At 51.1% G+C, this 14,423-nt stretch carries 12 protein-coding genes; 4 read left to right on the forward strand and 8 right to left on the reverse strand.

All coding sequences use genetic code 11. The features are described 5' to 3' along the window. Position 1 precedes the first annotated feature (1 nt). From secF to GX659_04040, 6 genes are all read right to left on the reverse strand, one after another. On the reverse strand, positions 2 to 910 hold the full coding sequence (secF, locus tag GX659_04015) for a protein translocase subunit SecF (protein NLD27953.1): 909 nt from the start codon (positions 908 to 910) through the stop codon (positions 2 to 4). A 12-nt stretch (positions 911 to 922) separates the two neighbouring features. Beyond that, positions 923 to 2,656 (reverse strand): protein translocase subunit SecD, encoded by a 1,734-nt coding sequence (gene secD, locus GX659_04020; protein NLD27954.1) that lies wholly within the window; start codon positions 2,654 to 2,656, stop codon positions 923 to 925. A 26-nt stretch (positions 2,657 to 2,682) separates the two neighbouring features. Beyond that, positions 2,683 to 3,033 (reverse strand): preprotein translocase subunit YajC, encoded by a 351-nt coding sequence (gene yajC, locus GX659_04025; protein ID NLD27955.1) that lies wholly within the window; start codon positions 3,031 to 3,033, stop codon positions 2,683 to 2,685. Continuing rightward, the gene (gene tgt / locus GX659_04030; protein ID NLD27956.1) at positions 3,027 to 4,169 is read right to left on the reverse strand and encodes a tRNA guanosine(34) transglycosylase Tgt; all 1,143 of its coding nucleotides are present in this window, start codon (positions 4,167 to 4,169) and stop codon (positions 3,027 to 3,029) included. Before tgt ends, yajC begins: the two co-directional genes overlap by 7 nt. 132 nt (positions 4,170 to 4,301) lie before the next feature. Then, entirely contained in the window at positions 4,302 to 5,342 is a 1,041-nt protein-coding gene (gene queA, locus GX659_04035; GenBank protein ID NLD27957.1) for a tRNA preQ1(34) S-adenosylmethionine ribosyltransferase-isomerase QueA, read from the reverse strand. Between the two features lie 3 nt (positions 5,343 to 5,345). Beyond that, on the reverse strand, positions 5,346 to 6,479 hold the full coding sequence (locus GX659_04040) for a SpoIID/LytB domain-containing protein (GenBank protein NLD27958.1): 1,134 nt from the start codon (positions 6,477 to 6,479) through the stop codon (positions 5,346 to 5,348). Positions 6,480 to 6,557: 78 nt separating this feature from the next. On the opposite strand from GX659_04040, the gene GX659_04045 reads away from it, so the two are divergent. Beyond that, the gene (locus GX659_04045; GenBank protein ID NLD27959.1) at positions 6,558 to 8,210 is read left to right on the forward strand and encodes a diguanylate cyclase; all 1,653 of its coding nucleotides are present in this window, start codon (positions 6,558 to 6,560) and stop codon (positions 8,208 to 8,210) included. Positions 8,211 to 8,217: 7 nt separating this feature from the next. Here GX659_04045 and GX659_04050 read toward each other — a convergent pair whose 3' ends face one another. Then, positions 8,218 to 8,886 (reverse strand): uracil-DNA glycosylase, encoded by a 669-nt coding sequence (locus GX659_04050; GenBank protein ID NLD27960.1) that lies wholly within the window; start codon positions 8,884 to 8,886, stop codon positions 8,218 to 8,220. Between the two features lie 95 nt (positions 8,887 to 8,981). On the opposite strand from GX659_04050, the gene GX659_04055 reads away from it, so the two are divergent. From GX659_04055 to GX659_04065, 3 genes are all read left to right on the forward strand, one after another. Then, positions 8,982 to 9,923 carry a zinc dependent phospholipase C family protein gene (locus GX659_04055; GenBank protein NLD27961.1) on the forward strand — a complete coding sequence of 314 codons (942 nt, stop codon included), beginning with the start codon at positions 8,982 to 8,984 and terminating at the stop codon, positions 9,921 to 9,923. Positions 9,924 to 10,004: 81 nt separating this feature from the next. Continuing rightward, complete coding sequence (locus GX659_04060) at positions 10,005 to 11,279, forward strand: CBS domain-containing protein (protein ID NLD27962.1); 1,275 nt, start codon at positions 10,005 to 10,007, stop codon at positions 11,277 to 11,279. Positions 11,280 to 11,333: 54 nt separating this feature from the next. Further along, a complete protein-coding gene (locus GX659_04065) occupies positions 11,334 to 12,566 on the forward strand; it encodes an Nramp family divalent metal transporter (GenBank protein NLD27963.1) in 1,233 nt (410 codons plus the stop codon). A 62-nt stretch (positions 12,567 to 12,628) separates the two neighbouring features. Here GX659_04065 and GX659_04070 read toward each other — a convergent pair whose 3' ends face one another. After that, complete coding sequence (locus tag GX659_04070) at positions 12,629 to 14,266, reverse strand: hypothetical protein (protein NLD27964.1); 1,638 nt, start codon at positions 14,264 to 14,266, stop codon at positions 12,629 to 12,631. Positions 14,267 to 14,423 lie beyond the last annotated feature (157 nt).

A 14,423-nucleotide genomic window follows, 5' to 3' on the forward strand; every position in this document is an offset into this window, starting at 1 on the left:
CTTAGCCCTTGGATAGCATCTTCCGCATCTTGGGCATGTTTTTATAGAAGAAGATGTATATGGGAGATGCGACGAAGACCGATGAGTAGGTTCCAACGATGATTCCGACCGTCAGCACGAGTGCGAAGTCATGAAGCGTGGCTCCGCCTTTCAGCAATAGGACCACAACGACCATGAGAGTTGTCAGGGATGTTATCATCGTCCGCGATAGCGTCGAATTGATGCTGTCATTTACCACATCGTATATTGTCGTTGCGTTTATTCGGGCCTTGTTTTCCCTGATCCTGTCGAAAATCACGATAGTGTCGTTGATCGAGTAGCCTATCAGCGTGAGTATGGCTGCTAGTATTGTGAGGTCGATATCCTTCCCCAGAAACGCAAAGACTCCAAGGGTTATTACGACGTCGTGCATCAGCGCAAGGACCGCTCCGGGGGCGAACATGTAGTCGAACCTGTAGCCGATGTAGATGAGCATGAGCGCCCACGAAAAGAATATCGTCAGCAAGGCTCTTCTACGCAGTTCTTCGCCTACCTTCGGGCCAACGGTCCCTTCCTGTTCGAGCTTAACGCCATCTTCTCCAAATGTTTTTTCAAGAGCCGGGCTTATTATCCCCGAGATTTGAGCGTGTTCTTTGGGCAGCTCGACCTTGATGCTCATCATGTTGTCAGAGGGTTGTCCGAATCTAACGACCGATAGATTGGCGAGTTCCAAATCTTCCAGCGCGCTTCTGACTTCGTCTTCGGCGACATGCCTGCTGAATTTATATTCGAGTTTGGCGCCCCCCTGAAAATCGATGCCGTAGTTGAAGCCCTTGGTGGATATCACGAAGATGGATGCTGCAACTGCGATAGCGGAAATCAGCACGAAGATGCCACGATACTTGACAAATGGAAAATTGAATTTTTTCATCTTTAGCCTCTCTTAGATGCTGATCGAGGAGATCTTCCTCTTGGTTACAAAATAGTCATACACCATCCTGGTGCAGATGCATGCGGTATACATGCTTATCGCGAGCCCTATTATCAGCGTTATGGCAAAGCCTCTGATTGGACCGGTGCCGAACTGGTATAGGACTATGCCAGCCATAAGCGTAGTTACGTTAGAGTCGATGATGGTCCTCATCGCGTTGCTATACCCGGATTCAATCGCGCCTTTGGGCGTTTTTCCGTCTCTTATTTCTTCTCGTATTCTTTCATATATGATGATGTTGGCATCCACCGCCATCCCAAGGGTGAACGCCATTCCCGCTATACCGGGAAGGGTCAGCGTAGCTTGGAGGAGGGCCAGTGCGGATAGTATGAAGAGAAGGTTCAGCGCAAGCGCCATGTTGGCGATGAGTCCGGACCCTTTGTAGTAGATTATCATGAAGAGGGCGATTATCGTGCCGCCGATCAAAGTGGCTATCACCCCCGAACGTATGGAATCCGCCCCGAGGCTTGGGCCCACGACGGTTTTCGTAGCTTCGATCATTCGAGCGGGGAGGGCCCCTTCCTGAAGTATCAGCACGAGATCTTCCGCCTCCTTTTGCATGTCGGAGAAGTTTCCATATCCAAGAGTTATCTGGGCCTGTCCGCCCAGGATCGGCTCGCGTATCTGGGGGGCCTTCATCACGTTGCCGTCAAGCATGATTGCCATTCTCTTCCCTACGTTGTTTTTAGTAGCTTCGCCAAAAAGTTCTGCGCCGTAGCGATCGAATGTGAGGCTCACGTAAGGCTCATTGTCATGAACATTGACTTGGGCGTTTTTCAGCGATTGGCCGGTAACCTCCGCCTTTCTATTCAGAAGGTATGGTGTGGCCCCCACGACTTTTTTGGTCACCGGGTCCTGCTGCAGTTCAAAGGCGATTTCGGTGTCGGCTGGAAGCTCGGATTTAACGCTCTGATTTATCGCGGCGACAGTTTCGGCTGAATAGTTCTCCGGAAGCGTCCCTGACTTTCTTGCATCAGCAACCATCTGAACGAGTTTGGCCTCTGGAATCGATTCATTCACTATCTTGAATTCTAGCTGGCCGGCCTGTTTGATTATGCCGATCGCTCTGTCCGGATCCTTGATTCCGGGAAGTTCGACTGCGATGCGATTCGAACCGACTCTCTGGATCGAAGGTTCGGCGACGCCATAGCGATCGATCCTGTTACGTACCTTTTCGAGCGACTGCTTCGCTATCATGGAATGGAGGTTCTTTTTGAAATCATCAGTAGGTTCGAATGTCAGCTCGTATGTGTTTGACGCGTCGACGCGCTTGAGCATTCTATCCAGAGAGGTCCTGATGTGTCTTATAGTTTCGGATGCGCCGTCATTGGTAAGTCCGGTGATTATGATTCTGTGCTTGGCTGTATCCTGGCTGGCCTTTCCCCCGCTTATCTTATTCTTTTCCCAGAAACGCTCGATGTCGGAGATCATCGCGTCCAGCTGATTCACGATCGCAGCGGATGTATCTATTTCAAACTCCAGATAGGTTCCACCGCGAAGATCGAGGCCGAGGTTTATTCCCTTATCGGGGAATATGGAGAAATACCACGGCAGCGGCGTCATGTTGTTTATTGCTTCTTCCTTCTTTTCGGCAAAACCGAAGAATGTCGGAACGAGCATATAGAAAGAAAGGAGGATGAGTCCGACGAGAAGGATGAGTTTCCATTTCCAAGAATTCGGCATCATTTTCAAATCCTCATCTGGCTGTATTTTTAGCCCTGGTTATTTTCTTCAGCGTTCGCAAGCCCTGCGACTGCCTCGCGGTTGAATTTTATTCTTATTTCAGGTGCTACCTCAAGGGTGATGATGTTATTAGCTATTCCGTGAATAGTTCCGTGCATCCCGCCCCTGGTGATTATACGGTCCCCTTTTTTGAGGGCTTCGATCATTCCTCTGTGTTTTTTCTGCTGCTTTTGCTGTGGCCTTATCAGGAGGAAGTAGAATATAGCGAAGATTACGGCGAGCGGCATCAGCGATGTGATCCAGCTTCCCTGCTGTCCATCCGCTCCCGCCGGTCTTGCCGCCATGGCTGTCATTGCTGCGACTGCGATATTGCCTAACATAGTAGCTCCTTTCGGTTTGTAAGGAATTTCTTTTTGAATTCCGGATACCTGTCCTCTTTGAGCGCGAGGGAGGCCTGACCTATCAAATCGATATAGAATTGTAAATTGTGAAGTGTGGCGAGCCTCGGCCCCAGCATTTCCTTGCAGATGAAGAGGTGGCGGAGATAAGCGCGGCTGTAGTTCCTGCATGCGTAGCAGCGGCAGCCATCCTCCATAGGGGTGGGGTCGGAGGTGTAGCAGGCGTTCATTATGTTGAGGTTCCCCTTCGAGGTGAAGATGCTCCCGTTTCTAGCGTGCCTTGTTGGCATCACGCAGTCGAACATATCGATTCCGCGGTCTATCCCTTCAATGAGATCCTCTGGGGTGCCTACTCCCATCAGATATTTTGGTCTGTCGTCAGGCAAAAGAGAGGTGCAAAGTTCCGTCATTTCATACATCAGCGGAATTGGTTCTCCGACCGAGAGCCCACCGATTGAAAAACCGTCGAAGCCGCGACCCGATGATGGGGATGGGAGTATCTCTAGCAATTTTTCGATGTATTCTTTTCTCAGGTGTGGATGTGTTCCCCCCTGGACTATTCCGAAGAGGGCGTTTTCGGATTTGCGCGTGTCGAGCGACCTCTTTGCCCATCGCAGCGAAAGTTCCATCGACCTGCGCGTAGTTTTTTCATCCGCCGGATAGGGGGTACATTCATCGAGCACCATCATTATGTCGCTGCCGAGCGCCTCCTGTATTTCTATTGAAAGCTCCGGCGAGAGAAAATGCCTGGCGCCGCCGTCCAAATGGCTTTGGAAAGTAACGCCTTCCTCTGTGAACTTATGGCGCAGATCGGCCAGTGAGAATATCTGGTAGCCTCCGCTGTCAGTGAGTATCGGTTTTTCCCAACTCATGAATTTGTGGAGACCGCCCAGCGATTTTATGAGTTCGTGTCCCGGTCTGAGAAAGAGGTGATAGGTGTTGGAGAGCACTATCTGTGCCCCTGTCTCTTCGAGCTCCGCCGGGGTTATTCCCTTGACGGTTCCAAGCGTACCGACCGGCATGAAGACGGGTGTGATGACGCTGCCATGGGATGTCGTGAAAATTCCAGTGCGTCCCTTAGTTCCCGCCGATTTTTTTGTCTCGCTGAATTTGAACATCGGGTGCGGATCTCCATCCTATGCGCCGGGGCGCAAAAACTTGCGCGAAACTGCGATATTTCACCGTTCTTGTCAAATCGGCCCTGACTCATTAATCAATAAAATCAATTGGTTATGGTGCTTAAAAAGATGCTAGAGGATGAGCATGCAGTCCCCGAAGGAAAAGAGCCTGTAGCGCTCTTTTATCGCTTCTTCATAGCATGACAGTATGAACTCCCTCCCTGCGAATGCGGATATCATCACGAGCAGCGTCGACTTCGGCTGATGGAAGTTCGTGAGCATCGCATCGACCACCTTGAATTCAAAACCCGGCTTGATGAAGAGGTCGGTGGTCCACTGGTCATGTGCGATCTCGCCGGTTTCTGACCTGAGAGCCGCCGATTCAAGCGCGCGGGTTGTCGTCGTTCCAACTGCTACGATGCGTCGCCCGAGTTTTTTTGCGTCAAAAATTTTTTTGGACGTCTCCCTTTGAATGATGACCCTTTCGCCGTGCATCTTGTGGTCGTCCAGTTTTTCGGCGCGCACCGGAGCGAAGGTGTCTATTCCTACGTGAAGCACGATTTTTTCTACCGATGCTTTGCGATCTTCGATGGATCTGACTATTTGAGGGGTGAGGTGAAGCCCAGCCGTCGGTGCGGCTGCCGAACCGGTATGGCGTGCATATACGGTCTGATATCTCTCGCGGTCCTCCTGTGAATATGCTTCGAATCCCCTTCTCTCGATGTAGGGGGGGAGCGGTGGTACGCCGTGTTTTTCCATTGCCAGCTTCAGCGAGTTTCCCTTGAACTCCAGCATGAGATATATGCCGTCGCGTCCCCTGGCTGTCGCCGTAGCTTGCATTCCGAAAAAGAACTTTTCGCCGGGGCGGATTTTTTTTGCGCGTTTCAGCAGTGCCTTCCAGAGGTTTGGCGTCTTGGTTTGCTCGATGAGAAGTATTTCCGCCTCTTCGCCGTTGCCGCGTTTGCCGAATATGCGAGCTGGAGCGACCTTTGTTTCGTTTATCACGACGATATCCCCCGGCTCGATGAACGATGCTATCTCTTTGATACACGAATGCGAGAAGCTGCTGTCGCTGCGGTGTACCACCATCATTCGCGATTCGTCACGAGCCGCGAGGGGGTGCTGCGCGATGAGCTCTTTTGGATATTCGTAATCGAAATCTGATAAGTTCATGTTTCAGTAGGCCCTTTTGATAACGGCGTCCGGATAGTAGTGGAAGAGAATTTCCTTGTAGTGTTTTCCCGCCTCGGCCATCGCTTTTGCGCCCCATTGACACATTCCGACGCCATGCCCGTACCCATTTCCAGTGAAGCTGATCTTTGCTTCGGAAAGAGATGCGTTGAACCATGTGCTCTTGATATTTTGATATCCGAATATTTTTCTAAGCTCCCGTGCCTCCACCATCTGCAGACCGTTTTCATCCTCTATGACCAATAAATCGACTCTGGGAGAATCGGGAAGGGGTATCGTCTCGACTGCCGATATCTCACCTATTGTCTTGCCGCTGTTTCTCAAGGCGCTTCGAAAAGAGGAGAGCGATACCTCGTAATTCCACTTCGCCTTGGGAGATTTTTTGCAGAAGCTGTCGGCGATTGCGGGGCCGCCGCGTTCTCCGTCCCAGACGTTGTGGGCATGCTCAGTGAGTCCGCCGCAGCAGCTGTGATAATATGCCGGGAATATCGCCCCGTTTCTGTAGAGCATCTCGCCCCGCGTTTCATCCACGGCGGCGACGGCCCGCGGATCTTCGACGTGCGATCCGTGGTAAACCTGCGCAAGAACGGTTGCCACTATGTCGTAAGGTTTTTGCGAATGGGTTTTTTTCATGGCTTGTATCTTGTTCATGGCGTAGGTTCTCGCAGCTACGACCTGCGCCTTCATCGCCTCGATCGGCCATCTCGGCGAAATTTCACTTCCTACTATCCCTACCAGGTATCTTTCGATCGGCAACCGATTGATCACCTTGAGCAAACCTCCGTCGTTTCGATGAAGTTCCAGTGATCCGTGAAATGTTCGATCGCCTATCGAATAAGTGCTCCCCCTGTTTGTCAGAACGGTTCCGTCCGGATAGGGCTTATCGTCGATATAAATGCCGGAGCTGTCGGATTTCACGAGCAGGCGCTTGCCGAGGGCAGCCCCTTTTTTCGACTGGCTGAAGGCAGCCGATATTTGGGAATTCCCTCCCGATATGGTTATAGGTCCGGACCCGTCTATCACGAGCACTCTTATCTCAGGGGGAGGCGATGCAAAGGAGGACATCGGAAGCGCCATGGTGACAGCTGCGATCAACAAAATTGCCCATTCCCTGATCATAGCCGTGAATATGGTACAGAATACAAATCTGAGTCAATAAAATAAATGATTGAAATTACAGGGCTTTTCGTCTTAAAAATGAAGCAACATTTTTCTGTTTCAGACGATAACCACTATGGGTTAAGGGATTATTCCAGAATGGGTAAACTCGGAAGATCATTCATGCGTCATATCTCGGTCCCGGTGAAGGTGATATCCTTCACTGCGATCGTCTATCTCTGCGTGTGGTCTTTGGAAATCTTGCTTTTGAAGCTCGGAGTGGTCGATGCGGGCGTTTCCTTCCTTGGAATATCCATCGAGCATATTTTCTTCGCTGTAGAGATACTCTCCGTGGCCCTAGCCGCCTCAGTGGGGATGCACCTCTTTCTCGAAAGGCCGATGGAGCGGCTTACGGCTGTCATGAAAAAAGCGAAAGAGGGAGACTTTCTCGTGCGTGCCCCCGTCACTTCGGAGGACGAAATCGGCGATCTCGCTAGGGCATTCAACCAGATGCTTTCGAAGATGACCGACCTTTCAGCCAATAAGATCCAGTCCGACCAGGATGTAGCGATGATTCAGGAACAGCTCAGGCTTCAGAGCAGGCTCGAAGAGAAGAGCGCGATCATAGAGAGGACAAATAGGACGTTGGAACATCTAGTCAAAGACCTCTCGCTCATCTACGAGATAGGTCAGGAGGTTAACTCCATCGTCGACATAGACGATCTCTATGCAAATATAACCGAAACCCTGAAGAGATATCTTCGAATAAGCGAGTTTGCGATTCTAGTCTTCGATGAGAAGAGGGAAGAACTCTTGATCAAAGTTGCGCACGGCTTTGCGGATATGGAGAGCGTTTTCAAGACCTCGTTCCGCTTGGGCGAGGGGGTGACCGGGCTTGTGGCCGAGACCGGCAAGAAGATATACATCAAGGATACCACGCGCGAGACGAGATTTTTGAATTACAAGTGCGAGAAACCTTCCGAGCCTTCCTCCTTTCTTTCCATTCCGCTGATGTACAAGGAAGAGGTGATGGGGGTAATCAATTTTGCGAGGGGAGGCACCAGCAGCTTCTCATATCAGGATGTGAAGATGCTCTCCCTCGTTGCAAACCAGGTAGCGCTGGCGATAGCCAATTCGAAGCTGTATACAAAAACAAGGGAGCTGTCGGTGCGCGACGAGCTCACCGGCATCAACAACAGGCGTTACTTTCAGCAGATGCTCAACATGGAGTGGAAGAGGGCGATACGTTTCAAACGCGATCTTTCCCTGATCATGATAGATGTGGATCATTTTAAGAGTTACAACGATACCTTCGGGCATCTCGAGGGAGACCGCGCCCTCAAACAGATCGGACAGACTCTTCGCAAACACCTGCGCGAGGTCGACACGGTTGCCAGGTTTGGCGGCGAGGAATTCGTTCTCCTTCTTCCGGATACCGATAAGCGCGGTGCCATCGCCGTCGCCGAAAAGGTCAGACTACTGGTGGAGGGCCATTCGTTCCTCTCCGCTGAAAATCGCGAAACCAGGCAGATGACTATCTCGGCGGGCATCTCGACCTATCCTGACGATGTCGACGATATAGATGACCTGATAGATCACGCCGATATAGCGCTGTATCGTGCAAAGGAAAATGGCAGAAACAGGATAGAGTGTTATGAGTCCAAGAAGGAAGAGGATGCGGGAGATGTTGTTCTTGAAGCCGCAAAGAAAGATGGAATACGCGAAAAGAAATCCGCCGGTGTAGTCCACTGAAAACCCGTTACAGCTCCTCCAGCTTTTTCATCACTACCTGCATATCTTCCCACACCGGGCGTTTCATATTCGGATTTCTGAGCAGGAAAGCTGGGTGATATGTAGGCATTACGGGGATCCCCTGCCAGCTTGTGAATTTTCCGCGCATCGTTGTTATCTTTTCTTCGGTTCCGAGAAGGTTCTGCGTGGCGACGCTTCCGAGACAGACTATGACCTTCGGCTTGATTAGCTCCGCCTGACGGATCAGGAAAGGTATGCAGGAAGCGACCTCATCCGGTTCAGGGTTCCTATTTTCAGGGGGCCTGCATTTAGTTATGTTAGCTATATAGACATCCTCTCTCTTGAAATTCATGGCCTCGATGATCTTTGTGAGGAGTTGTCCCGCGCGCCCGACGAATGGCTCGCCCTTTATGTCTTCGTCGCGCCCCGGTGCCTCACCTATGAAAACGAGATCGGCATTTGGGTTGCCAACGCCGAACACTATGTTCTTGCGGCCGAAACAGAGTTTGCATCTTGTGCAGTTGCCCATCACTTTTCGTATGTCGGCCAACTCCATGGCATCTGCGAGCCCTTCGACTGGTGCCTCCAAGCTCTGTGTTTTTGCAGTTTTTGGAGCTGTATTTTTACTGGATTTTGCGGCTTTCTTTGCGTCCTTCGGGATAGAGACCTCTTTCATTCCCAGGGACTTGGCGTATTCGAGAAGGGTTTTGATATCTTTTATCGGATCGTTTGTTTCAGCCATTTTTCACCTTTAATTTGTTTGCGATGAGTATGCCGCGGACTATAATGAGCGCCATGACGCTTGTCCATTTCATATTGACCTTTGTCGCTATCTCGCTGATATCGCGCGGTGCCGAAGCCTGGGGGCCGGGGATGCACTTGGATCTGGCAATCGATCTTATAGGTAGCGTAGGAATCATATCCCCAGTTATCCGCGAGTTGGTGAAAAGGTATCCCCAGGCTTTTTTGTACGGTTCCACCAGTCCTGACATAATAGTGGGGAAGAAATATGCCGGCTATCTGCACCATTGCCATAACTGGCGAATCGGCTGGCTGATACTTCATGAAGCCGAGAGTGATATTCAGCGTTCGGCCGCCTACGGCTACCTGATGCACCTTGCCGCCGATGTAGTGGCGCACAACTATTATATCCCAGCCAAGATCATTCGAAGTTACAACACCAAGCTTCTTACTCACACGTATTGGGAAATGCGCTTTGATTTGGGAGTGCCTGAAAAGGTGTGGGATGAACTCACCAAAATCACCGAGATGGAGATAAAGGAGTTCGATGACCTGCTCGAGAGGGTTATAAGAAAGACGCTCTTTTCTTTTTCGACCAACAAAAAAATTTTTAGCACTATCCTGATGCTTCAGAAGATGCACGGTCTTCGCGCGAGTCTAGCTGCCTATGCAAAGAGATCCAGGTTTGATCTGGTGGAAGAAAACAGGAATCACTATAGGGATCTGGCTGTAGAGTCTGCGCATGATTTTTTCGCTAGGCCCGAGAGTGCGGCCTGTCTTGAGGTCGATCCGGCGGGGATCGCCAAGCTCACATACGCAAAAAATCTTCGTCGTCGCATAGCCGAGATGACTGCGAAGGGGATAATGTCCCGCGAACAGGCCGATAGGCTGGTGGACCTGGCCAAGGAGGCCCTCGCGGTGGGGATATACAGGCCGGATATGGCGCTGCCGGATGTTATGGACGTTTTGTAGCGAAAAAGTCCTTTTAGTATTGCATTTACGCCGACTTGGAGTAAATAGCCGAGCGATCATGGGAACATCCGAAGGTAATTTATGTTCATATTCTTCACCGAGATCCTCAAGAAGGACGTCGTCGATCGTCGAGGGCGCTATGTCGGCCACCCGTACGATTTTATAGCCAACCTCGAGGAGTCGTATCCCCGTGTGCTTTCCATGGTGATATCCCGCGGCAGGTTCAGAAAAAAATATTATGTGATTCCCTGGAAGGATGTCCATCAGGTGGGCGAAAATTTCCAGCTCAAGACTGCATCAGACACGCTCGTCGCTGTTGGTGACTATGCCTCGGGGGAGGCCATGAGTTTTCGCAACAGCGTCCTCGATCAGCAGATAGTTGATACCTACAACAGAAAGGTTGTCCGCGTGAATGACCTGCATTTTCTTCGCGTGGACGATGATCTGAGGCTTGCACACGTCGATATCGGTATTAGGGGTTTGGTGAGAAGGCTCGGTTGGGAGGGCTTGGTCGATTCCGTAGTCCGTTTTTTCAACAAGCATGCCGACTACCTTTCCGACGAACGGTTGATCTCATGGAAGTATGCGCAGCCCGTCACGGTCCAAAGGGCGACGGGCAAAATACAGCTGAGTGTCGATATCGAACAGCTGAAAAAGATTCCTCCTTCGGATATCTCCAGCATGATGATGGACCTGGATCCGTATCAGCGCGCTGCGCTTCTCAAATCGATGGATGTGCAGAGCCAGGTCGATATTATAACCGAGCTGGAGCTAAAGTGGCAGAAAGATCTCGTCGAAGAGCTCGACGGCCCTACGCTTCTTAAGCTGTTTGAAAAGATGCCGGCCGATGAAGCCACAGACCTCCTTGCTGAACTTTCCCAGAAGGATTCGGACAGGATTCTCGGGATGCTCAGTGCGAAAAAAGCCAGGGAACTCGTAGGGCTTATGGAGCACGAGTCGGACTCCGCCGGCGGAGTTATGACCACGGAGTATATAGCGCTTCGCGAGGGGATGACTGTCGGTGAGGCGATAGACCATATAAGGACTATAGAGATCCAAAAGGCCGAGACGATCTATACAGCTTACGTCGTCGATGACGACAGGAAGCTTATAGGCTCGGTCTCTTTTAAGACGCTCTTGCTTCAGCCGATGGAGGCCAGAATAGGGGATGTCATGCTGACCAATCCTCCGGCGATAAACGTCGAGGAATCGGTCGAAGATGTTGCAAGGGAGATGGATAAATATAATCTTCTCGCTCTTCCCACCGTCGATGACAACGGGCTCCTCGAAGGGATAATCACGATCGACGACGTTTTGCATGTGGCGGTCGATAAGGCATGGGGCAGGCGGGGTTAGAAATAAAAGGTTTTTGTCATGTTCAAACTCAAGTCCAGCGATTCGGTGGAAAGCATGGGCAGGTTCCGCAGGCTCATAAAGGGGCTCGTGCTCTTTTTTGCTGTGCTCGGTCCGGGAATTATAACGGCCAATGTCGATAATGACGCAGGCGGGATAGCAACCTATTCGATAGCCGGTGCCGATTTCGGATACACCTTCCTGTGGGTCGTGGGGCCCGTGATATTCGTGCTCATGATCATACAGGAGATGAGTGCGCGCATGGGAGCGGTGACGGGGAAGGGGCTTGCTGACCTGATCCGCGAGAACTTCGGCGCGAAGGTTACCTTCTACGTCATGTTGGCGCTCCTCATCTCGAACCTCGGCAATACGATGACCGAGTTTTCAGGCGTGGCGGCAAGCCTCGAGGTATTTGGCATATCTAAATACGTCAGTGTTCCGATATCGGCAATTTTGGTTTGGCTGCTCATCGTCAAAGGAAACTACAAGGTGGTAGAGAAGGTATTTCTCGCCGCCTGCCTCTTCTACGTTTCATATATCGTATCCGGCTTCATGGCTGGGCCAAAGTGGGATGAAATCGGTAAAAATCTCATCAGCCCAAAGATAGGTTTCGATACCTCATATCTCTATATGTTGATAGGTGTGATCGGAACCACCATAGCGCCGTGGCAGCTCTTCTTCATGCAGAGTTTGATCGTGGAAAAGGGTGTGGGAATAGATGAACTCGGCCACTCCAGATGGGATTCTGCGCTCGGCTGCATGATGGCCGGGCTCGTGGTCTTCTTCATTATAATAGCCTGTGCGAGTACCATACATCCGGCGGGAATAAAGATAACGACCGCCAAGGATGCGGCGCTCGCGCTCGAGCCATTGGCGGGAAGATACTGCACGATACTTTTTTCCTTCGGCTTGCTCAACGCCTCACTTTTTGCGGCCTCAGTGTTACCGCTTTCGGTGGCATATTATGTTTGCGAAGGACTGGGCTTCGAGGCGGGGGTGGATAAGAGTTTTTCCGAGGCTCCGCATTTTTATTGGCTTTTCACGTTGACTATAGCTTTCGGGATGGCTGTGGTGTTGATTCCGGGTTTTCCTCTATTCAAGATGATGTTGCTATCGCAGGTTGTAAATGGAGTTCTGCTGCCGTTCATACTCGTTTTCATGATCCTCATAATAAACAAGAAGGGGATCATGGGCGAGTTCGTAAACGGCAGAGTGTGGAACTTGGTGCTCTGGATTTCAATTGCAGGTCTGATAGCCCTGAGTCTTTCGATGTTCCTGACCTATATATAGACAGGCTGTGCAAACTGTAAAGGCCGGCCAAACCCTCGGGGTCCAACTATCGATGTTCGCTGCTACTGCGGCATCTGCGCAGGATCTATCGCGACTACGGAAAATTCCGGGGTCTCGCCGGAGGTGTCGGATATCGAGGCATAGAGGATCCCGTCGTCATCGACGCATATCGACCCGACCCTTCCTTCGATTTCGATAACCTTCCCGATAATTGGGTTTTTGGGATCGACGAGATCGTAGGTGCGAATCGAATCCCCCGTGGATAGGTAGAGCATCCTTCCCTTGATACGGGCGTCGGCTATATCGGCGAGCTTGACCGCAGGATCCTGAAGAACGGATGCCACGCTGGCATTTTCGATACTCGCTATGATGATCTGGCCATCCGCAACAAATGCTGCCGTTTTACCATCGGAAGTGATCGGCATTTTCTTAAGCGGAGCCACTTTAGAGAGGCCGAGATCTATCGTTCGAAAGGGCGAATAGTTATCGAGAAGTGGCTTGCCTATTCTCACAATGTCGACGCTTGCATTTGCGAGGCCATGGGGCTGCTCTCCTGCGGCGAAGCCGCGGCTATTCAAAACCGCTGCAAAGCGGTCATCCACCCTTATCGAATCGAAGAAGTTGGGAATTTCCGCTATCGCAGAGCTTCTCTTGCCCTTCAGAAGTACCGGGAGCTCACTCTGGTAGAACGGGAAAATTGTCGGGTCGAGGTCGAACTCGTAAGGCATGGACTGATCCAACATATACGACTTCAGGATCCCGATTTCCCCTTTGCTCGTATTTAGCGAACTCGGGAATGAGATCGAATACATTCCCCCGTGAAGTGATATGAGCGCCGAGCTGACCCCTGAAGCCCTCAGCATCTTTTCATCTTCGGAAAGACCCGAAAAATCGAAGGGACGAAGGAGATTCATGGCAAATCCTTCGCCGAAGAAGATGGAGGCTCCGGAAAGACTGGAATTTCCGTCTCTGCATGTGAACGGGATCAGGTAGTCGCCGTTGTAAATGCCGACGCTTGCCTGCGTAATTGCGGCCGGGACGACTTCGCATTCGGATTTCTTGCCGGTCAACGTGTGAATCATCCTTCCGCTGGCGACGCGCGTGGTCTTGAAGCTCTGAGGTTTCAGCGGATCATCCACCTTTACCTCGAAGCGTTCGATGTAATCGCGTCCCGCAAGCGGAGCGCCGAAAAGGCCGTACAGATATCCGGCGTTGCATTCGAGGTCTACCGCCTGGGCGGGGATGGAAAGAAAATCCGAATTTTGCCAAATCGTTTCCTGAAATGTGTCCGCAATCTCTGCCTCTGCGATATCCAGGTCCATTCCGTTGTCGCCGTCAGAGGGATCGTCGGCTGGGACATCCATCTCTACGTAGTCTTTGTATGTATCCTGATCCAGAGCGATATATGGACCATCAGAATCGCCGCCGCAGCCTATCAGCAAGCCGTCCCCCACGAACAACGGCTTGCGCTTAACCCTGAAATCGCACGCATATTTTCCGGCGTCCATTTTGCAGTCGAGAAAAAAGCTGCGGCCATCGCGATCTTTGAAGGCTATGATATTTTCCTCCGGCGCGCCGCCAAGCGAGGGCCATAAGCTGACATCGGTGACCATCCTGCACTCGTCTGTGGAACTTTTGCCCTGACAATATCTCTCGATAGCCATGCTTATTAGCTGAAATTTGTTCGCCTCGATTCCCATACACCCTCCATCCTGTTATTGATACATGAGCCCCCAGCTTATCGAACATTTTATTATTCGACGCAAGCTATTTATATGGGATGCGAGTGGTGACTCTCTCCCATTTGCCCCACTTATAGAGGACCTTCTAGTATAACAATATGATAATAAAGGTCTT

Source organism: Myxococcales bacterium (assembly GCA_012513515.1).
In the GTDB taxonomy this organism is placed as follows: domain Bacteria; phylum UBA10199; class UBA10199; order 2-02-FULL-44-16; family JAAZCA01; genus JAAZCA01.